The organism is Pedococcus sp. P2_D9 (genome assembly GCF_056404275.1).
The window spans coordinates 178,758-197,291 of record NZ_JBFUEI010000010.1 but is presented as its reverse complement, the minus strand read 5'-3'; the positions used below and the strand labels follow the sequence as shown (position 1 = coordinate 197,291).

23 protein-coding genes and 1 pseudogene are annotated in these 18,534 nt (G+C 70.4%); 15 read left to right on the top strand and 9 right to left on the bottom strand.

Features of this window, described 5'->3' with window-relative positions:
- Positions 1 to 10: 10 nt before the first annotated feature.
- Positions 11 to 1,813, bottom strand: a complete 1,803-nt coding sequence (locus AC1DXJ_RS15655; RefSeq protein WP_477637459.1) for an AMP-dependent synthetase/ligase — start codon at positions 1,811 to 1,813, stop codon at positions 11 to 13.
- A gap of 128 nt (positions 1,814 to 1,941) precedes the next feature.
- Here AC1DXJ_RS15655 and AC1DXJ_RS15650 point away from each other — a divergent pair, with 128 nt between their 5' ends.
- The 7 genes from AC1DXJ_RS15650 to AC1DXJ_RS15620 all read left to right on the top strand — a co-directional run bounded on the left by AC1DXJ_RS15650 (position 1,942) and on the right by AC1DXJ_RS15620 (position 7,286).
- Complete coding sequence (locus tag AC1DXJ_RS15650) at positions 1,942 to 2,292, top strand: hypothetical protein (protein WP_477613219.1); 351 nt, start codon at positions 1,942 to 1,944, stop codon at positions 2,290 to 2,292.
- Between the two features lie 81 nt (positions 2,293 to 2,373).
- Entirely contained in the window at positions 2,374 to 2,820 is a 447-nt protein-coding gene (locus AC1DXJ_RS15645; RefSeq protein WP_477613218.1) for an SRPBCC family protein, read from the top strand.
- Positions 2,821 to 2,851: 31 nt separating this feature from the next.
- A complete protein-coding gene (locus AC1DXJ_RS15640) occupies positions 2,852 to 4,084 on the top strand; it encodes an ArsA family ATPase (protein WP_477637458.1) in 1,233 nt (410 codons plus the stop codon).
- Positions 4,077 to 4,586, top strand: coding sequence for a hypothetical protein (locus tag AC1DXJ_RS15635; RefSeq protein WP_477637457.1), 510 nt, complete (start codon positions 4,077 to 4,079; stop codon positions 4,584 to 4,586). Before AC1DXJ_RS15640 ends, AC1DXJ_RS15635 begins: the two co-directional genes overlap by 8 nt.
- A complete protein-coding gene (locus AC1DXJ_RS15630) occupies positions 4,583 to 5,539 on the top strand; it encodes an ROK family glucokinase (RefSeq protein WP_477637456.1) in 957 nt (318 codons plus the stop codon). Before AC1DXJ_RS15635 ends, AC1DXJ_RS15630 begins: the two co-directional genes overlap by 4 nt.
- On the top strand, positions 5,536 to 6,528 hold the full coding sequence (locus AC1DXJ_RS15625; RefSeq protein ID WP_477637455.1) for an ROK family glucokinase: 993 nt from the start codon (positions 5,536 to 5,538) through the stop codon (positions 6,526 to 6,528). Before AC1DXJ_RS15630 ends, AC1DXJ_RS15625 begins: the two co-directional genes overlap by 4 nt.
- Positions 6,525 to 7,286 carry an endonuclease/exonuclease/phosphatase family protein gene (locus tag AC1DXJ_RS15620; RefSeq protein WP_477637454.1) on the top strand — a complete coding sequence of 254 codons (762 nt, stop codon included), beginning with the start codon at positions 6,525 to 6,527 and terminating at the stop codon, positions 7,284 to 7,286. Before AC1DXJ_RS15625 ends, AC1DXJ_RS15620 begins: the two co-directional genes overlap by 4 nt.
- 40 nt (positions 7,287 to 7,326) lie before the next feature.
- Here AC1DXJ_RS15620 and AC1DXJ_RS15615 read toward each other — a convergent pair whose 3' ends face one another.
- Both AC1DXJ_RS15615 and AC1DXJ_RS15610 read right to left on the bottom strand, forming a co-directional pair.
- The gene (locus tag AC1DXJ_RS15615) at positions 7,327 to 7,929 is read right to left on the bottom strand and encodes a hypothetical protein (RefSeq protein WP_477637453.1); all 603 of its coding nucleotides are present in this window, start codon (positions 7,927 to 7,929) and stop codon (positions 7,327 to 7,329) included.
- Positions 7,930 to 7,977: 48 nt separating this feature from the next.
- Positions 7,978 to 8,721 (bottom strand): alpha/beta hydrolase, encoded by a 744-nt coding sequence (locus AC1DXJ_RS15610; RefSeq protein WP_477613211.1) that lies wholly within the window; start codon positions 8,719 to 8,721, stop codon positions 7,978 to 7,980.
- Positions 8,722 to 8,836: 115 nt separating this feature from the next.
- On the opposite strand from AC1DXJ_RS15610, the gene AC1DXJ_RS15605 reads away from it, so the two are divergent.
- The 4 genes from AC1DXJ_RS15605 (at position 8,837) to AC1DXJ_RS15590 (ending at position 12,434) form a co-directional block, all read left to right on the top strand.
- Complete coding sequence (locus AC1DXJ_RS15605) at positions 8,837 to 9,787, top strand: lysophospholipid acyltransferase family protein (protein ID WP_477637452.1); 951 nt, start codon at positions 8,837 to 8,839, stop codon at positions 9,785 to 9,787.
- Between the two features lie 13 nt (positions 9,788 to 9,800).
- A complete protein-coding gene (macS, locus tag AC1DXJ_RS15600; RefSeq protein ID WP_477637451.1) occupies positions 9,801 to 11,060 on the top strand; it encodes a MacS family sensor histidine kinase in 1,260 nt (419 codons plus the stop codon).
- Complete coding sequence (locus tag AC1DXJ_RS15595; RefSeq protein WP_477637450.1) at positions 11,057 to 11,743, top strand: response regulator; 687 nt, start codon at positions 11,057 to 11,059, stop codon at positions 11,741 to 11,743. Before macS ends, AC1DXJ_RS15595 begins: the two co-directional genes overlap by 4 nt.
- A gap of 124 nt (positions 11,744 to 11,867) precedes the next feature.
- The gene (locus AC1DXJ_RS15590) at positions 11,868 to 12,434 is read left to right on the top strand and encodes a glycoside hydrolase family 19 protein (RefSeq protein WP_477637449.1); all 567 of its coding nucleotides are present in this window, start codon (positions 11,868 to 11,870) and stop codon (positions 12,432 to 12,434) included.
- 78 nt (positions 12,435 to 12,512) lie between these two features.
- On the opposite strand, the gene arr is transcribed toward AC1DXJ_RS15590, so the two are convergent.
- From arr to AC1DXJ_RS15570, 4 genes and pseudogenes are all read right to left on the bottom strand, one after another.
- On the bottom strand, positions 12,513 to 12,965 hold the full coding sequence (gene arr, locus AC1DXJ_RS15585) for an NAD(+)--rifampin ADP-ribosyltransferase (RefSeq protein WP_477613434.1): 453 nt from the start codon (positions 12,963 to 12,965) through the stop codon (positions 12,513 to 12,515).
- A gap of 111 nt (positions 12,966 to 13,076) precedes the next feature.
- Positions 13,077 to 13,433: pseudogene (locus AC1DXJ_RS15580) on the bottom strand (putative immunity protein); the annotation flags it as partial.
- Positions 13,434 to 13,486: 53 nt separating this feature from the next.
- Entirely contained in the window at positions 13,487 to 14,119 is a 633-nt protein-coding gene (locus AC1DXJ_RS15575; RefSeq protein WP_477613206.1) for a dihydrofolate reductase family protein, read from the bottom strand.
- A 21-nt stretch (positions 14,120 to 14,140) separates the two neighbouring features.
- On the bottom strand, positions 14,141 to 14,587 hold the full coding sequence (locus AC1DXJ_RS15570; protein ID WP_477613205.1) for a phage baseplate assembly protein V: 447 nt from the start codon (positions 14,585 to 14,587) through the stop codon (positions 14,141 to 14,143).
- Between the two features lie 260 nt (positions 14,588 to 14,847).
- On the opposite strand from AC1DXJ_RS15570, the gene AC1DXJ_RS15565 reads away from it, so the two are divergent.
- Together AC1DXJ_RS15565 and AC1DXJ_RS15560 are read left to right on the top strand one after the other, a co-directional pair.
- On the top strand, positions 14,848 to 15,210 hold the full coding sequence (locus AC1DXJ_RS15565) for a YciI family protein (RefSeq protein WP_477613204.1): 363 nt from the start codon (positions 14,848 to 14,850) through the stop codon (positions 15,208 to 15,210).
- Positions 15,211 to 15,346: 136 nt separating this feature from the next.
- Positions 15,347 to 15,676: a VOC family protein gene (locus AC1DXJ_RS15560; RefSeq protein WP_477632282.1), complete on the top strand. Its 330-nt coding sequence runs from the start codon at positions 15,347 to 15,349 to the stop codon at positions 15,674 to 15,676.
- A gap of 35 nt (positions 15,677 to 15,711) precedes the next feature.
- Here the strand turns inward: AC1DXJ_RS15560 and AC1DXJ_RS15555 are convergent, their stop codons facing one another.
- Entirely contained in the window at positions 15,712 to 16,227 is a 516-nt protein-coding gene (locus tag AC1DXJ_RS15555) for a nitroreductase family protein (protein WP_477637448.1), read from the bottom strand.
- A 182-nt stretch (positions 16,228 to 16,409) separates the two neighbouring features.
- Between AC1DXJ_RS15555 and AC1DXJ_RS15550 the strand changes: the two genes are divergently transcribed.
- Positions 16,410 to 16,748, top strand: coding sequence for a DUF4760 domain-containing protein (locus AC1DXJ_RS15550; protein ID WP_477637447.1), 339 nt, complete (start codon positions 16,410 to 16,412; stop codon positions 16,746 to 16,748).
- Between the two features lie 61 nt (positions 16,749 to 16,809).
- Complete coding sequence (locus AC1DXJ_RS15545; protein WP_477637446.1) at positions 16,810 to 17,205, top strand: nuclear transport factor 2 family protein; 396 nt, start codon at positions 16,810 to 16,812, stop codon at positions 17,203 to 17,205.
- Between the two features lie 40 nt (positions 17,206 to 17,245).
- On the opposite strand, the gene AC1DXJ_RS15540 is transcribed toward AC1DXJ_RS15545, so the two are convergent.
- On the bottom strand, positions 17,246 to 18,484 hold the full coding sequence (locus AC1DXJ_RS15540) for an MFS transporter (RefSeq protein WP_477637486.1): 1,239 nt from the start codon (positions 18,482 to 18,484) through the stop codon (positions 17,246 to 17,248).
- Positions 18,485 to 18,534: the final 50 nt, after the last annotated feature.

Below are 18,534 nucleotides of genomic sequence, written 5' to 3'. Positions count from 1 at the left end.
GGTCGCCCGGCTACTCCTTGCCGCCGCCGGCGTAGAGGGACTCCACCTGGTCGTGGAAGTCCTTCATGACGATGTTGCGCTTGAGCTTCAGGCTCGGTGTGAGGTAGCCGTTGTCCTCGGTGAAGTCCCCGGGCAGGACCGCGAACTTGCGGATCGACTCGGCCTTGGAGACCGACTTGTTGGCGTCGTCGACGGCCTTCTGGAGCTCGGCGAGCACCGTCTCGTTCGTGCGGGCCTGGTCGAAGGTCACACCCGTGAGCCCGTTGTTCTTGGCCCAGCCGGGGAACATCTCCTCGTCGAGGGTGAGCAGGGCGCCGATGAACGGCTTCTGGTCTCCGACGACGATGCACTGGGAGATGAGCGGGTGGGCACGCAGCCGGTCCTCCAGGGCGGCCGGTGCGACGTTCTTGCCGCCGGCGGTGACGAGCAGCTCCTTCTTGCGGCCGGTGATCTTGAGGTAGCCGTCCTCGTCGAGCTCGCCGATGTCGCCGGTGTGGAACCAGCCGTCGACGACCGCGCCCGACGTCGCCTCGGCGTTGTTGTGGTAGGCCGCGAAGACGTTGTTGCCCTGGATGAGGATCTCGCCGTCGTCGGCGATCCGGATGCCCACGCCGGGCAGCGGGGCACCGACGGTGCCGATCTTGACCCGGTCCGGCACGTTGACCGTGGCGGGGGCGGTGGTCTCGGTGAGGCCGTAGCCCTCGAGGACGGTGACGCCGATGCCGCGGAAGAAGTGCCCCAGGCGGGTGCCGAGCGGCGCCCCGCCGGACACGGCATACATGACCTGTCCCCCCATGGCGGCGCGCAGCTTGGAGTAGACCAGCTTGTCGAAGATGCCGTGGCGCACCTTGAGACCCAGGCCGGCGCCTCCGGTGTCCTGCGCGGTCGACCAAGAGATCGCGGTGTCGGCGGCGGTCGCGAAGATCTTGCCCTTGCCCTCGGCGGTCGCCTTGGCCTCGGCGGAGTTGTAGATCTTCTCGAAGACCCGGGGGACCGACAGGATGAAGGTCGGCTTGAACTCCGCGAAGTCCGCGAGGAGGTTCTTGATGTCGGCGCTGTGCCCCATCTTGGCCTCGCCGGTGACGCAGAGGACCTGGATGAACCGGGCGAAGACGTGCGCGAGCGGCAGGAAGAGCAGCGTCGACGCGCCGTCGGCCTTGACGACCGACGTGAGCTTGGTGATGGCGTTCTCGGACAGCGCCAGGAAGTTGTCGTGGGTGAGCTGCACGCCCTTGGGCCGCCCGGTCGTGCCCGACGTGTAGATGATGGTCGCGAGGCTGGCGCGGTCGAGGCTGCCCTTGGCGGCCTCGAGATCGGCGTCGGACACCTCGGAGCCGGCGGCCTTGAGCTCGGCGATCGCCCCGGCGTCGACCTGCCAGGCGTGGGCCAGTCCGGGCACCTGGGTGCGGACCTCCTCGAGGGTTGCTGCGTGGGCCGCGGTCTCGAGCATGATGCCCTTGGCGCCCGAGTCGGTGAGGATCCAGCTGACCTGCTCCGCGGAGGAGGTCTCGTAGATCGGGACCGTGACCGCACCGGCTGCCCAGATCGCGAAGTCCGTGAGGGTCCACTCGTAGCGGGTCTTGCACATGATCGCCACGCGGTCGCCGGGGGAGATCCCCGAGGCGATCAGGCCCTTGGCGACCCCCCGGACATCCTCGTCGAACTCGGCCGCAGTCACGTCGATCCAGTGGGTGCCCTCCTTGCGCGAGAACGCGACCCGCGAGGGGTTCGATGCGGCGTTGCGACCCGGAAGATCGGCAAGACTCCCCTCGGTGGTCGGCGGCACGAGGGGCGGTGCGACGTGTTCCTGCACAGAGTCTCCTTTGACGACGGCATCACTGCCTCAGTGCTGCACAGACTACCCGTGGGTAGGTGCACCGGGGGAGGGCGTTCTTTGAAGGCTCCGTCACATCGCGGCGTGAGGTGCGAAAGACTGTCCGGGTGAGGGACCGCAGGATCGACATCGTCGACGAGACCTTCATCCGGGCTGCGCCCCAGGTCGTGCGTGCAAGCCTCGACGAGGAGGCCTGGACCGACCAGATCTGGCCACACGTGACCCGGGCCGTCCTCAGGGACCGCGGGCTGAAGGGCGTGCGCTGGAGCGTGACTGGACAGGTCGTCGGCGAGATGGAGGTCTGGCTCGAGCCGTTCCGCGACGGCGTGGTGGTGCACCACTACGTCAGAGGCACGCGCGGGCCCCGCGCGCCGCGCGATGTGGCCACCCGGCACACCCTGCGGTGGAAGCGCGCCGTGCACGAGCTCAAGGACCGCCTCGAGGGCGCCCCTCAGTGACCGTGTGGGCGTCGGGAACGACGGGTCGCCGTCACGAGCCGCGGTCGTCGTCGAAAGGCTCGGCGCTGTAACCTTCCGCGCATGGCCGACCGCACCGAATCCAGCATCGACATCGACGCCAAGCCGGGTGAGGTCCTGGACGTCATCGCCGACTTCGAGAGCTATCCGCAGTGGGCGACCGAGGTCAAGAAGGTCACCATCCTCACCGAGGAGGGAGACGGGTGGGCCGACCAGGTGCAGTTCACCCTCGACGCAGGGGCGATCAAGGACACCTACACCCTCGACTACGAGTGGGACGTCGCCAAGAACGGCACCGGCGTCGTGTCCTGGAGCCTGGTCGAGGCGACCGTCCTCAAGGCCATGAACGGCTCGTACACGTTGGCTGCCAAGGGCAAGGACGCCACGACGGTGACCTACCGCCTCGCGGTCGACGTCAAGATCCCGATGCTCGGCATGCTCAAGCGCAAGGCCGAGAAGGTCATCATCGACACCGCGCTGAAGTCGTTGAAGAAGCGGGTGGAGGCTTGAGGCAGGTCGTCGCCCCAGGGCGCCGGTAGCCATGCGGGTCATCCTCTTCACCGGCAAGGGTGGTGTCGGCAAGACCACCACAGCTGCCGCCACCGCGGTCCACGCGGCTCGCGCCGGCGTCAAGACGCTGGTCATGTCGACCGACGCGGCGCACTCGCTGGGTGACGCGCTGGGTGTCGACCTCGGCGTGGACCCCCGCTCGGGCCGCGACGGCGGCGGGGCGCCGGTGGACGTCGAACCCGGCCTCTCCGCCTTGCAGATCTCCCCACCGCACCTGCTCGGCGAGTCCTGGCGGGTGGTGCAGGACTACCTGCTCTCGGTCCTGGACACGGTCGGCATCGACGCGGTGGTCGCCGAGGAGCTGACCCGTCTGCCAGGTGCCGAGGAGATCGCGGCCCTGCTCGAGCTGCGCGCGCAGGTGGAGTCGGGTCCGTGGGACCTCGTTGTCGTCGACTGCGCGCCGACGGCTGAGACGTTGCGGCTGCTCGCGCTGCCTGAAGCCCTCGCCTGGCACCTCGAACGCCTGCTGCCCGCCCAGCGCGGGCTGATCCGGACGCTGCGCCCGGCCGCGGCGGCTGCCGCCGGGGTGCCCCTGCCCGACGTGGCGGTGGTCGAGGCGGTCACCGGGTGGCACCGCCAGATGCGCGCCGTGCACCGCATCCTGACGGGCGACCAGACCTCGGTGCGCCTGGTCCTCACCCCCGAGCGCGTCGTCATCGCCGAGTCCCGGCGGACCTGGACGTCGCTGTCCCTCTACGGGTTCGTCGTCGACGCGGTCGTGGTCAACCGGGTCTTCCCGGACGCGGCCGCCGAGGCGGGGCGCCACGCCCCCGATGCCTGGCGCGCCTCGTGGAACGCGGCGCAGCAGGAGGGCCTGGTCGAGGTCCGTGAGTCCTTCGCCGGGCTGCCGGTCGTCGTGACTCCCTATCTGTCGTCCGAGCCGATTGGGGCCGATGCGCTCGCCGACCTCGCCGAGGCGCAGGAAGGTGCGACCGACGTCCTCTCGCCGGTCACCCATCGCGGCCTCACGGTCGATCGGACGCCGGAGGGTTTCGTGATGACGCTGCCGCTGCCGCTCGCGCACGCTGCCGACCTCGGCCTCCAGCGCCGCGACGACGAGCTCGTGGTGACGGTGGGCGAGCACCGCCGGGTGCTGACCCTCCCCGCGGCTCTGCAACGATGTGTGGTCGAAGGTGCCTCTGTGCGCGATGGTCTGCTGCGGGTGCGCTTCGTCCCCGACGAGGAGGTCTGGCCGCGTGGCTGACGACGAACGCCCTGCCGTGGGCACGGTGGCCCAGGAGGCAGCCCGTCTGCTCGACGCCCTCGGCGGGTGGGCGAGCACCACCCAGGCCGGGTATGCCGCGGCGGCGGGTCGTGGGCGGACGTCACCGGACGATGCCGGTCCTGACCGCGACCACGACGCCGGCGGCGGCCAGGCGCCTCGGTGTGAGGCCTGCGGTGCAGCGAACGGCGTGGGGCAGGCCGTCACCTGTCAGCTGTGCCCGGTCTGCCAGGGCATCGGCTTGCTGCGCTCGGTCCGACCCGAGACCGTGGACCGGCTGGCCGACCTCGCGGGGGCGCTCGCAGCCACCCTGCGCGACATGGCGGGACAACGCCGTACGGACGACGCAACCGCGCAGGGCAGGGCCTCGGGAACGGCAGGCGGAAAGGCTGCGGGGAAGTCGTCCGGCGCGGCACGGGGCCGGGTGCAGGACATCGTCGTGGACGACGAGGACGAGCACCACACGGGGAGCGCCAGCTCATGAGCGTCACCATCGGGGTGGACATCGGGGGCACCAAGATCGCGGCCGGGGTCGTCTCCGCGACCGGGGAGATCCTGGCGCGCGCCCGCAGGGACACCCCCGCCCACGACCCCGACCAGATCGCCCACGACGTCGCTGCCGTCGTTGCCGAGCTGGGCGCGGACCGTACGGACGTCCGGGGCGTGGGTGTTGCCTGCGCCGGCTTCATCGACCGGACCGGCTCGACCGTGCTCTTCGCCCCGAACCTCGCGTGGCGCGACGAACCGCTCAAGATGCGGCTCGAGGCCCTCGTCGACCAGCCCGTCACGATCGAGAACGATGCCAACGCCGCGGCGTGGGGGGAGTTCCGGTACGGGGCGGCCACCGAGGCCGACGACATGGTGCTCATCACCGTCGGCACCGGCATCGGTGGTGGCGTCGTGGTCGACTCACGGTTGCTGCGCGGCGCCTTCGGCATCGGTGGCGAGCTCGGGCACATGCGGGTCGTCCCCGACGGCATCCGTTGCGGCTGCGGCAACCGTGGCTGCTGGGAGGTCTACGCGTCGGGCAGCGCCCTGGTCCGTGAGGCACGCGAGCTCGTGGCGTCGGGCGCCCTGAGCGCCGCGGCGTTGGCGCAGGCCTGTGAAGGCGACCCGAGCCTTCTCAGGGGGCACCACGTCACCAGCGCCGCGCAGGCAGGGGACTCGGCGTCCGTCGAGCTCCTCGCCGACCTGGGCCGCTGGGTGGGGGAGGGCGCCGCTTCGGTCTCCGCCATCCTCGACCCCGAGCTCATCGTCATCGGCGGCGGTGTCGTCGCGGCCGGCGACCTGTTGATCGGCCCTGCCCACGCGGCATACGCACGCAACCTGACGGGGCGCGGCCACCGGCCGGTCGCCGACATGGTGGCCGCTCGCCTCGGCAACGACGCCGGGCTGATCGGCGCGGCAGCGCTTGCCGCCGAGGGCGTCGGGTCGTGAGCTCGGGGCTGGCCGTCGGCATCGACATCGGCGGCACCAAGGTGGCCGGGGGAGTCGTCGACGCCGATGGCTCCGTCGTGGCCAGGGCGAGACGGGACACGCCTCACCGGTCCATGAGTCCGGGCGTGGTCGAGGACACCATCGTCGAGGTGGTCAGGGAGCTCATCGACGTCGCCGGGGACGACGTCGTCGCGGTCGGCATCGGAGCGGCCGGGTTCGTGGCCGCCGACCGGGCCACCGTGGTCTTCGCCCCCCACCTGTCCTGGCGCGACGAACCGCTCGAAGCCAACCTGCAGCGCCGCGTCCCGGTGCCGATCTCGGTCGACAACGACGCCAACGCCGCTGTCTGGGCGGAGTGGAGATTCGGTGCGGCACAAGGGGACTCACACGTCGTCATGGTGAACCTCGGCACCGGCATCGGTGGCGCGCTGATCATGGACGGCCAGATCATGCGCGGCCGTTTCGGGATCGCGGGGGAGTTCGGGCACATGCAGGTGGTGCCGGGCGGACATCGTTGCGAGTGCGGCAACAAGGGCTGCTGGGAGCAGTACGCCTCGGGCAACGCCCTCGTCCGTGAGGCCCGCTCCCTGATGACGGCGAACAGCCCCATGGCCAGTGACCTGCTCGCGCGCGCCCGTGGTGACGTCTCAGCGCTCACCGGGCCGATGATCACCGAGGCGGCACGCGAGGGTGACTCGACGGCGACCGAGCTGCTCGGTGAGATCGGGCAGTGGCTGGGCCTGGGCATCGCCAACCTCGCGGCGGCCTTCGATCCCGGGATCTTCGTCGTCGGCGGTGGGGTGAGCGCGGCCGGCGACCTGCTGCTGGAGCCGGCTCGCGCCGCGTTCCGGCGTCACCTCACCGGTCGGGGCTACCGCCCCGAAGCGCGGATCGTGGCCGCGGCCCTGGGCAACGAGGCCGGACTGATCGGCGCCGCTGACCTGGCCCGACGAGACGCCCTGGGACGCGCCGGCGCCGAGGGCGCATGAGCACGATGCGCGTGGCGTCCTACAACGTCAAGGACTTCACGCTCGACCGTCGCGCCGCCGCCCGGGTCGTCCGCGCGATCGATCCCGATGTGCTGTGCCTCCAGGAGGTCCCAAGGCGGCTCTTCTCGGCGTGGCGGGTCTCGGCCTTCGCCGCGGAGTGCGGGATGTTCTGGTCGGGGCGGCACCGCGGCAGCGGCGGCACGACCATCTTCACGTCATTGCGCGTGCAGGTGCCCGAGTCGCGCCACTACCGGCTGCGCGTCGCAGCCCTCCAACGCACCCGCGGGTATGCCGTGCTGCGCGTCGGGCCCGCCGGTCACCAGCCGCTCGTGGTGGCTTCGGTGCACCTGAGCCTCGATGCCGACGAACGTGAGCGGCACGCGGGACAGATCCTCAGGACGGTCTCCAGCGGCGGGCCGGTGCTGCTCGCAGGCGACCTCAACGAGGGAGAGACGGGCCGGGCCTGGCGGCTGTTCGCCTCCCCGCTGCGCCTGATCTCGCCGACCGCCCCGACCTACCCGGCCACGGCACCACGCAAGCTGCTCGACGTCATCTTCGCCTCGCCCGAGCTGGGCGTCCTCCCGCACCAGGAGGTCCCTCTCGAGGTCGCCGACCTGGTGGCAGCCAGTGACCACCGCCCGACGTGGGTCGACGTCGACCTCGACCCTCAGGTGGTCCCGACGGCACAGACCGAGACCGGACCACCGGTGGCCGAGTCCACGGTCGAGCAGGCGGAAGCGGGTAGCCCCTCCGGGTGACGCCCCGAGAAGGGGCACGGCACCCGCCTCGCCGCAGCTCTCAGACGCGGGCTCCGTTGTCGGGGTCGTCCTCGTCGCGGGCCTGCGGCTGCCGCATCACGAGCAGGACGAACCCCATGACCGTGAGTCCGAGGGCTCCGAGCGTCCACCAGCTGCTGACGTTCGGCCGGAACAGCACCAGCCACAGCAGGAGCAGCGGACCAGCCACGAGACCGACGATGATGCCCCAGAACTGAAGGTCCTCCTGGGGCGGCAGGGGCGCCGTCGGGCCGGGCTCGAAGTGCTCGTCGTCGTCGAGGTCGCGCTGGTCGCGCAGCTCGACCGGATCCGGGGCGTCCTCGGCGGCTCCCGGCTGCTCGGCTCCGCGCCACACGACGAACGGCCTGGTCGGGGGTGGGTTCACGGTCGGCCGCAGCGGCGGGTTGACCCCGGTCGGGGGCTGACCCGAAGCCGGACCTGAGGCGCCCTCGGTCGACGGGTCGCTGGTGTCGCCGTCCTGGGAGCCGGAGCCTCGGTCGGCGGAGTCGGCGGAGGTGGGGGACTCGGCGGAGGCGGGGCTGTCGGGGTTGTCGGGCAAGGACTGGACCTCGTCCCAGCGCGCGATGATGTCCGCGAACTCGGCGTCGACGTCGCGGTCGCTCATGGGATGCCCCTTGGTCTGGATCGAGCCGGATGGCTGGACGAACTCGGCCTAGCTCAGCCGCTCGATGAACTGCACCGACTCCTCAAAGATACGTGGCGCGTCGTTGTCGAGGGTAGCCACGTGGTAGCTGTCGTGGAGGAGGATCTCGGTGGAGTCCTCGCTGGAGATCCGGGCCAGGATCAGTTCCGAGCTCGACGCGGGCACGACGTGGTCCTGCGGCGAGTGCAGCAGGAGCACCGGCTGGGTCACCTCCGGCAGGTCGCGGATGACGTTCTTCCAGGCCGTGAACTGCGAGTGCGCCGCGTGCACCGGCGAGCGGTCGTAGGCCAGCTCGACCACCCCGGGCTTCTTGATGTCGCTGGCGATGGCAGCAGCGCTGGGCATGACGTGCTTGAGGAGTGGGACGAGCCGGATCCGCCAGTCCTCGAACTTCACCGCGGGGTTGACCAGGACCAGTCCCGAGACCCGCGGGCCGTGCTCTGCGGCCAGGGCCAGGGCCAGCGCCCCGCCCATCGACAGCCCGCCGACGAAGACGCGGCCACAGCGTTCATGGAGCTCGCGGAACGTGGTGTCGACGACGGCATACCAGTCCTCCCACCTGGTGCGGTTCAGCTCCTGCCACGTCGTCCCGTGCCCGGGCAGCCGCGGAACCCGGACCGTGTAGCCGCGTTCGGCGAGGTACTCGCCCCAGGGACGCACGCCCTGTGGGGTCCCCGTGAAGCCGTGGACCAAGAGCACACCGGTGTCGGATCCATCGTGGGAGTAGGGCTCTGCGCCGGGAAGCAGGGACACGGTCACTCCTGGGGCAGGGGCAGAAACGGAGCTGGGGTGGCGGGCATTCTCGCACGGGCCGCGACGACGCCTTGAGTACCGTAGAGTTCACGGCGTCACTTCGGGAGGTGTGCTGGTGTTCTACTGGGTGCTCAAGACGGTCGTTCTTGGCCCGATCCTCAAGTTGCTCTTTCGCCCGTGGGTCGAGGGCGAGGAGAACATTCCCGACGACGGCCCAGCCATCTTCGCGAGCAACCACCTGTCGTTCTCGGACTCCATCTTCCTCCCGCTGGTCATCCCGCGCCGGATGACCTTCCTGGCCAAGTCGGACTACTTCACCGGACGAGGCCTCAAGGGCCGCCTGACCGCCGCGTTCTTCCGCGGCGTCGGTCAGCTGCCCGTGGATCGTTCCGGCGGTCGCGCGGGTGAGGCGGCCCTGCGCTCTGGCTTGAAGGTGCTGCGCCGCGACGAGCTGCTCGGCATCTATCCCGAGGGGACGCGCAGCCCCGACGGCCGGCTCTACCGTGGACGCACCGGTGTCGCCCGGATGGCCCTCGAGGGCAAGGTCAAGGTGCTCCCTGTCGCGATGATCGGCACCGACAAGGCCCAGCCGACCGGCACCAAGATCCCCAAGCTGATCCGCATCGGTGTGAAGATCGGAAAGCCGCTCGACTTCTCGCGCTACGAGGGCATGGAGGACGACCGCTTCGTCCTGCGCTCGATCACCGACGAGATCATGTACGAGCTGATGCTGCTGTCCGGCCAGGAGTACGTCGACATGTACGCCACGTCGATGAAGGACCGCATCCTCGCCGCCGCCAAGACCAAGGCGCGCGAGCTCCAGGAGGCAGCCCTGCCCGGCTCGGCCGCCAAGGAGCTCGAGGAGGCCCTCGACGCCGGGGACGACCAGACCTCGCGCAAGGGGCAGCGCCCGAGCGTCGACGACGCCGTCGGTGACATCGACGAGCGGACCGGCGCTGACGATGAGCGCACCGAGGACGAGGCGGCCGCTGACCGCGACGATGTCCCGCGCGACGCCGAGTCGGTCTCGGACGAGGTGCCCCCCGGCGCCCGCGCGGCGAGCTGAGGACCCCTCCGCCGTGGCGCGGCACCTGAGCCTGTCCGCGCGCCGTGCCATCGCGGCCCCGGACTCCCAGCCCGAGGTCGTCTCTGCCTTCTGGAAGGGCATCGACGTCTTCCGGCCCATCGCCCTGGCGTATGCCGCGTACTCCCTGGCGGACCGGCCGCACGACCTCGCGCGGCCGGCCCTGGGCTGGACGGTCCTCGCGGTGCTCGGCCTCTGGACCGTCTTCCTCGTCCTCTACCGTCGCCGCCGGCTGTGGCTGGTCGTCGTCGAGCTGCTGCTCGGGGCCGCCGCGATCATGGCCACGCTCATGGTCGACACCTCCGCGGCCATCGAGCAGGGCTCGCGCACCCTGCCGACGATCTGGCCCGCGGCCGGCGTGGTGTCGGCGGCCGTGCTGCTGGGCCGCAAGGGCGGCATACCGGCGGCGGTCTTCATCGGCATCGTCGATGTGGTCGAGGTGGGGAAGCCCACGCCCAACACCGTCAACAACATCGTGCTGCTGCTCCTCATCGGCGCCCTCATCGGCTATGCCTGCGACCTCGCCCGAGAGGGGCACGCGAAGCTGCGCGACGCGTTGGCCCTCGAGGCCCAGGTGCGCGAGCGCGAGCGGTTGGCCCGCACCGTGCACGACGGAGTCCTGCAGACCTTGGCCTTCATCAACCGACGCGGCACCCAGCTGGGCGGCGAGGCCGCGCAGCTGGGGGGCATGGCCGCCGACCAGGAACGCCTGCTGCGCGCCCTGGTGAGTGGGACGTCGTCGGCCGACACCGAAGCCACCGTGACCGGCGACCTGGACCTGCGCCAGCAGCTCGGACGGTTCGCCGGGGGACAGGTCCACCTCGTCGCGCCGGCCGACCCGGTGCTCGTGCCACCGCGCGTGGCCGGCGAGCTCGTCGCAGCCGTCGGAGCCGCTCTCGACAACGTGCGCGTGCACGCCGGGGACGGGGCCCAGGCCTGGGTCCTCGTCGAGGACGACGGCAGCGAGGTGGCCCTGACCGTGCGTGACAACGGCGTGGGTATGCCGGCTGGTCGCCTCGACGAGGCGGCCGCGGCGGGCCGGATGGGCGCTTCCTCGAGCATCCGCGGGCGGTTGACCGATCTGGGTGGGACGGCGGACTACACGGTGCGAGAGGGTGCCGGGGTGACCGTCCGGATGCGTGCCCCGAAGGATGGCGGACGCGATGCCGGACGCAGCGAGGGAACCAGCAAGCGAATCCGCAAGGGACGCGACAAGGAACGCGACAGCGGACGCGACAACCAAGGAGTGCGATGACCGACCAGCAACCCGAGCCCGCGGCGGCTGCGCCGGTGAGCGTGGTCGTCGCGGACGACCACCCGATGTGGCGGGACGCGGTCGCGCGCGACCTCGCCGAGGCGGGGATGACCGTGCTGGCCACGGCGGACGATGGACCCGCCGCGGTCAACCGGACCAAGGCGACTCGGCCCGACGTGCTCGTCCTCGACCTCAACCTGCCAGGCATGCGCGGGCACGAGGTGTGCGCGGCGCTGGGCTCGCTGGCCACCCGGGTGCTGGTGCTGTCGGCGTCCGGTGAGCAGCAGGACGTCCTCGAGGCGGTCAAGGCCGGGGCGACCGGCTATCTCGTGAAATCCGCCTCGCGGGAGGAGATCGTGGCGGCCGTCCGGGCGACTGCCCGCGACGAGGCCGTGTTCACGCCGGGGCTGGCCGGGTTGGTGCTGGGGGAGTTCCGCAGGATGTCGACCCAGCCGCAGGCCGATCCGTCGCGGCCGATCCCCGAGCTGACCGAACGCGAGACCGAGGTGCTCAAGCTGGTCGCGACGGGGATGTCCTACAAGGAGATCGCGTCCGACCTGTTCATCTCGCACCGCACCGTGCAGAACCACGTGCAGAACACGCTCGGGAAGCTGCAGCTGCACAACCGCATCGAGCTGGTCCGGTTCGCCATCGCGAAGGGCCTGGACACCCTCGAGGCGTGAGCGTCCTCCGTCGCCCGGCTGCTGGAGCGCACCCGTGCGCCGTGGGGGTTTGTACGCCATTTGCGCGATGACGCATGTGGTTGTGCCGATGCACCCTCGGTAGCGAAGGGTAGGAGGCACTGAAGTGGGCGACATCAACCGGAAGTTCTTCTTCGACCACGTTCGGGTCGCACTGTTCGACGGACACCTCAGGCAGAGCCAGGTCGACGGGCTCGACGGCTTCCTCGACCGGTGGGAGAAGTTCCACAAGACCGACGACCTGCGCTGGCTGGCCTACATGCTGGGCACCACGCACCACGAGACCGACCACAAGATCCAACCCATCGAGGAGTACGGCAAGGGAAAGGGCCACGCCTACGGCAAGCCCGATCCGGTCACCCACCAGAGGTACTACGGTCGCGGGTTCGTCCAGATCACCCACAAGGGCAACTACCAGCGGATGGGCGACATCCTCCACGTCGACCTGGTCCACCACCCCGAGCTCGCCCTCGACTTCGACGTCGCCCTGCGAATCATCTTCTTCGGGATGACCAACGGAACCTTCACGGGCAAGCAGCTGTCGGACTACTTCAACCCCCACAAGGCGGACTGGGTGAACGCCCGCAGGATCGTCAACGGCACCGACAAGGCCCAGTCCATCGCCACCCTGTCGCGCAGGTACTACGCAGCGATCTCCTTCACGACGCCCTGACCGTCCACACCCCTGACCGTCGACACCCCTGACCACATTGCCTGGACGCCGGGCTCACGAGGGTCAGGGCAGTCGCCGTCAGTCGTCCATCGCCTCGATCCCGAGCTCGGCCAGTTCGGCCATGCGCGCTCGCATGTGCTGGATCATCTCCGGCGCAGGACGCTCCCAGCCCGTGATCTCCTCGACCACCCGCAGGGGCTCGGTGGTCCGGTAGGACCGGGTCGGGTTTCCCGGGAAGCGCTTGTCGGTGACGTTCGGGTCGTCCTCGATCGTCCCGGTGGGCTCGACCCGGTAGACCCGGCCCGGCCCCGTGCCCCGCGCGAGCTCGGCCGCCAGTGGCGCGCCCTGGCGGGTGGCCGTCAGGTAGATGTGTCTGGACTGACGCCCCGAGCCGTAGTTCGAGCGCCAGCCGGGCGTGAGCAGCTCACCCGGGCGCAGGTCGGCTTTCGTCCCGTGGAAGAAGGGTCCGGGGTCGTCGACCACCCGCGGCGCCGGAGGGGGATCCCGCAGCAGGCTCTCGAGTCGCTTCATGAGTACCGCGACCCGGCTGCGCGCCCCAGGCACCCGCGGGTAGCGCGACAGGACGTCAAGGACGACCGGCGTGGCTCGCTTCGCGGCGGCCGTGACGGCGTACTCGGCGACCACCGGGTCATCGCCGCGTGCGAGCTCGGCCGCCCGGGCGGCGTGGGCGGCCGGCCCGAGGATGTGGCGCACCTGCCTCGCCTTCGCCAGCGGATGCAGGTATGCCGCGGCGGCGGCATCTCCTGCAGCGCTCGCCGCGTGCCGTGCGGCGTCCGTCGTCGCGTCCGCGGCTGCCCGATGGGCGTCGGCCGCGGCAGTCCGTTGGAGTCGTGACCGCGGCGCGCCCTCGGCGAAGACTCGCGCGGCCTGGACAGCTGCGGCCGGTCGGGGGTCGTCCGGACGGGACCTGAGGAAGATGACGAGTGCAGGTTCGGCGCACGCCGCGGCATACCCGGCCACCGCCCGCAGCTCGTCCATCGTCAGCTCGAAGTCGCCCGCCCCTGTCTGCATCTCCGGCCGCTTCGCAGGTCTCACCGTGTCTTGCGCGTGAACGTGAGGTGGGTAACGCCGCTGGGGGACGAGATCGCCTCGATGCCGTAGGTGTCCTCCAGGGAGTCGAGACCGTCCCAGAGACGGACGCCGCGACCGAGCACGATGGGGACCTGGACGACGTGCATGTGGTCGACGAGCCCGGCGGCGAGGAAGTCGCGGATGACGGTGGCGCCACCGCCGATCCGGACGTCCTGCCCGTCGGCTGCGTCGCGAGCACGTTCGAGCGCCTCGGCCGGGGCGACATCGAGGAAGTGGAAGGTGGTGCCGCCCTCCATCTCCATCGAGGGACGCGGCCGATGGGTGAGCACGAAGGTCGGTGTGTGGAACGGCGGGTTCGGACCCCACCAGCCCTTCCAGTCCGGGTCGTCGCGCCATCCGGGCGGGCCGAACTTGTTGGCGCCCATGATCTCGGCGCCGATGCCGGGGGTGTGGCGCTCGGCGAACGCGTTGTCGACGCCGGCGGCCCCGCTCGCGTCCCAGAACCGGGTGGCGAACATCCACTCGTGCAGGCGCTGGCCGGCGTGACCGAAGGGCGCCTCGGCGCTCTGCGGTTCGCCGGTGGCGAAGCCGTCGAGGGAGATGGAGAAGTTGTGGATCCGTGCGAGTGACATCGGCGCCTTTCCTCGGGGCGGTCAATCGGTGATGCGCTGACCCAACCAGATCGGTCGGGACGGGTCGCACGATTCGAGGGCGACCCAGACCCCGTCGCCAGGGGCAGGGACCTGGTGGGTTTCACCGAAGGGCAGGCAGGCAGCGGCCCACACACCGTCGTCTCCGCCGAGGTCCGGGACCCGGACGAACAGGCGCGCCTGCATGAGCGGGTCCGCGTTGTCGAGCACGGTCGCACGGTGGACCCCGCACGTGGCGACGGACGGTCGACGACGGGTGCCGAGATAGCTCTCGCCGGCGAGCTGCTCCGAGTGGAAGCTGAGCAGCTCCGCGACGAAGCCGAACAGCTCCAGCAGGGCCACGCCCGGATCATGGTCGGTCGTGTCCGTCCAGTCCCTCAGCCGAGTGCGCGCCCGCTCGACGAGATCCTCGAGCTGCGGCCGCTCATCGCGGCCACCATCCCCGCTCATGGGCTCAGGTGTCTGCTCATGGGCACCATTATTCGCACGTCGACCGCCACGGGCCATCACGTTGCGTTCTCCGCCAGGTCGGCGGGTCGGTTGCCGCCGCCCACCCCATTGAACGCTCACCACGGCATACCGTCGGGGTGTGGCACTTGCTCGCCCGCCGCGGGACGGGTATCGGCGGGCGGTGTCGTATTCGTGGGTTGCCGTTCGTGGTGTGGGTGGAAGGTGGTCACCGGGACCACCGACAACGAAGGAGAACAGTCATGACGCACTACCTGCTGGCCGTGCACGGCCCGGCCGAGATGGACGAGTTCGGCAACTACGGCTCCAAGGAGGAGATGGAGGAGTCGTTCGCTGCGACCGGTGTCTTCAACGACAAGCTGCAGGCCGAGGGCTACTGGGTCTTCGCCGGCGGGCTCGAGCCGGTCTCGACGGCAACGGTCGTCGACGGCCAGGGAGACACGCCGGTCCTGACCGACGGCCCCTACCTGGAGTCGAAGGAGGTCCTCGGTGGTTTCTGGGTGATCGACGCGCCGGACCTCGACGTGGCCCTGCGCCTTGCCGCCGAGGGGTCCAAGGCCTGCCGGGGCAAGGTCGAGGTGCGTCCGTTCGCCGGGCTCGCCTGAGCCGCTCGTTGCCGAGGCGGCACTCGCCGGATGGGTCAGGAATCGAGAAGCGTCGGATGCTCACCGACTCGTAGCCTCAACACATCGATGAGAGGCGGTCCGCAAAGGTGACCGTCCTGACCCGGAGGTGACGAAGATGAGTGCCACGATCCGCAGTCTGGTGATCCCGGTGTCCGATCTGGACGCCACCAAGGCCGTGTACACCGCGTTGCTCGGGGCGCCGCACACCGACGAGCCCTACTACGTCGGGTACAACGTCGACGGCTTCGAGGTCGCCCTGAACCCGGCCGGCGCGGGTGGGGGACCGGTGGCCTTTGCCGATGTCGATGACCTCGACGCGACCCGCGCGACCCTGCTGGAGGCCGGAGCCACCGAGCGCGATGCGCCGCGTCAGGTCGCACCGGGTGCGAGGGTGTGCGTGCTCGTGGACGCCGACGGCAACCCGATCGGCCTGCGCGGGGCGTAGGGGTCGCACGGCGCGGTCACCACGCGGTCAGGCGGTCACCACCGTCCGCGGTGCACGACCTCGTCGAAGGGGCGCCGGTTGAGCTGGCGGATGACGGCCAACGGCTTGTCCGCCGGATAGCCGACGGAGAGCAGGTAGGCCAGGAATCGTCCTTCGGGGAAGCCGAGGACGGACCTGGCCCGGTCCTGGTCGGAGGCGGCGGCATGGCCGGTGCCGACGCCCAGGTCGGCCGCGGCAACCGTCATCGCATACGTGGCCTGGCCGAGGTCGTACTGGAGCAGCTCGGACTGCCGGTCGTCCTGTGGTTCGGGCGCGACGATGGCGATCGCGGCCCCCGCTCCGGCGACGTGCCTGGCGCCCTGCCAGACCTTCGCCAGCTCGACCAGCTGTGCCCTGTCGGTGACGAGCACGAAGTCCCACGGCTGCCAGTTGCCCGCCGACGGGGCGCGTCGCCCAGCCTCGAGAATCCGGTCGAGCGCCTCGCCGGGTACCGGCTGATCGGTGAACTGCCGAACATTGCGGCGCGCCCGCATGGCGTCCCACGTCTCCACTGTCCCATCGTGCGCCTCGAAGGCGGGTTGTGGAAGGAACCGTTGGGGCGTTGACCCGTCCCGCGACGTCCGGCGACCCGCGCCGGCGGGTCTGTGCCTCGTCCTCAGAGCGTATGGCGTGGGCCGGTAGCTCGGCGTAGCGTCGTTGTCCGAACACGTCACAGTCTGATGGGGTGGATGAGATGGCAGATCGGCAGGACGGCGCAATGCTCGTGCAGCTGGCCCAGTGGGGCTCGACCATGGGCCTCGAAGACGCCATGCAGGCCGTGTTGGCCGACGGTTTCGACCCCGAGACCGCCTCCATAGATGACGTCCTGGTGTCCCGCGTTCTCAATTGGGGCGAGACCATCGGCACGCTCACCAAGAACGGGCTGATCGACACTGACCTCGTGCTCGACTGGTGGTGGGCTGCGGGTGTCTGGACGCGCGTCGGCCCTGCTGCGCTCAGGGCGCGCGACAAGCACGGCGTTCCCCAGCTGTACGAGAACTTCGAGGCGCTGGCGGCGAAGCAGGGCAGCTGAGGTCGGCGTCACGCGAGTCCGAACCTCCGGACGACCGCGACACGCGGAAGGGGGCGGGTTGATGGATCGGGAGACCGCTCAGGAGTGGCTCGACCGGTACGTCGACGCGTGGCTGTCCTACGACCGGGACGCTGTCTCCGGGCTGTTCAGCGAGGACATCGTCTACCGCTACCACCCGTCTGACGAGCCGACGGTCGGTCGAGACCCTGTCGTCGCGTCCTGGCTCGGCGAGGGGGCCTCTGGTGGCGCCTCGACCCGCGACACGCCGGGCACCTACGAGGCGAAGTACTCTCCGGTCGCGGTGGACGGCGACATCGTGGTGGCCACCGGCACATCGTCGTACCGAGAGGTGCCGGGCGGGCCATTCGTCCGCCTCTACGACAACTGCTTCGTCATGCGTTTCGACGGCGAAGGACGGTGCCGCGAGTTCACCGAGTACTACAACCGCCGTCCGTGACTGGCGCGGCATCGGGCGCTCTGGACCGGTGGCCGGGTGGTCAGACGGGGGCCGCGGGACCCACGCCGGGCGCGGTGGGGCTCGAGGTGACCAGGTCGGCTGGAGCGTTCTGGCGACGTGAGAGGAGGATCGCGGGCAACGCGAGGGCGGATATCGCGGAGCCGACAACGTACGACGGTCCGTACCCCCACAGGTCGGCTGACTTGCCGAGGACCGGCTGGCCCCAGACCCCACCGCTGGAGCCCATGAGGGAGTCGAACGACAGGATCGTGGCACGCTGCTTGGAGGGGATGAGGCCGTTCAGGTAGGTCTGGCGGATCGGCATCGACGCCGCATAGAGCAGACCCCACACGCTCACCAGGGTGATGACGACCCAGAAGCTGTGCACCAGCCCCATCAGGGCGAGCGCCAGCGTCCCCAGGGCCGAGATCGCGGCCAGGGCGCTGGTCCGGCGGTGGACGAAGTGACGGAGCCGGGGGGCGAGCAGCCCTCCAAGGATCTGGGCCCCTGCGACGATCGCCGCTGCGAGACCGGCGATCTGGTACGCGTGGGGGTCGCCGTAGAGCTCCAGGAGGTACGGCTGCAGCGCGTAGAACGCGTAGATGGCGACGCCACCGGTGAAGAGCGACTCGACCATCAACCACTTGACGGCAGGCACCCGCCACCCGAGGTCCACCGAGCTCGCGACGATGTGTCGCATCTCGGCGAGGGGGCGGCCACGCGGGTCGGGTGTGAAGCCGATGTCGTGCATCACGACGGACGCGAACAGGAACATCGCGGCCAGGATCGCCGAGCGCAGGACGAACGGGACACCGACCGACGAATGCTGGGCGATGACACCCCCGCCGAGCGAGCCGACGAGCATCGCGGCTCCGCCCACCACCTGCCCGCGCCCGAACACCGACTCCACGGTGCCGGTGAAGTTGACCGCAGCCAGGGCGTCGATCAGCCAGGCCTCGACGGCGCCCGAGAAGAAGGTGAAGCCCAGTCCGAGTCCGATGGACACCAGGGCCCAGAGCCAGAACGCCGAGTGCCAGTGCCAGAGCCCCACGTAGGCCAGCGTGGCCACGCTGAGCGTGATCGTGCCGAGCAGGTAGGACGCGCGGCGACCGATCGTGTCGGCAACCACCCCGGTGGGCACCTCGAAGATCACCATGCCTGCGGTGAAGAAGGCGTTCGCCGCGAACGCCTCCAGGTTGGACAGGCCGGCGTCGAGCAGGAAGATCGTGTTGATGCCCCAGATGAGGGCCTGGGCAAGGGTGTTGCCGAGGAGCAGCATCAGGTAGGTCCGCACGACCCCGCGTGCCGTGGTGACCGGAGAGGCAGTCG